At 56.7% G+C, this 441-nt stretch carries 1 protein-coding gene; it reads left to right on the forward strand.

Annotated features, from left to right (window positions below):
• A partial coding sequence (locus AAHE99_RS26705) for an RNA-guided endonuclease InsQ/TnpB family protein (RefSeq protein ID WP_342120991.1) occupies nt 1-426 on the forward strand: 426 nt, incomplete at its 5' end.
• Nucleotides 427-441: the final 15 nt, after the last annotated feature.

A 441-nucleotide genomic window follows, 5' to 3' on the forward strand; every position in this document is an offset into this window, starting at 1 on the left:
ACGATCGTTTGCATCGAGGATTTGCAGATAAAGAACATGACCAGGACAGCCAAGGGTACGCTGCAGCGGCCAGGTAGGCTGGTTGGCCTGAAACGTGGGCTGAACCGCAGCATCCTGGACCAAGGGTGGTATGAATTCAGGCGCCAGCTGACTTATAAGCTGGCCTGGCATGGTGCTGTACTAGTGGCGGTGCCCCCACATCATACAAGCCAGACTTGCCCACATTGCGCTTACGTGTCGCCAGCAAACCGACGCACGCAAGCGGATTTTGAGTGTGTCGCATGTGGACACAAACAACATGCTGACGTAGTGGGCGCAATAAACATCCTAGAGCGGGGACTCCGCTTGTTAGCCTGTGGAGAGCCGGTGCAGCGAGGCCACTCTGCGAAGCAGGAACCCACCGAAGCGACTCGCAAATATTGCTAGCGCCGTAGGAATCCC

Source organism: Pseudoduganella sp. OTU4001, assembly GCF_038440195.1.
Lineage (GTDB): Bacteria > Pseudomonadota > Gammaproteobacteria > Burkholderiales > Burkholderiaceae_D > Rugamonas.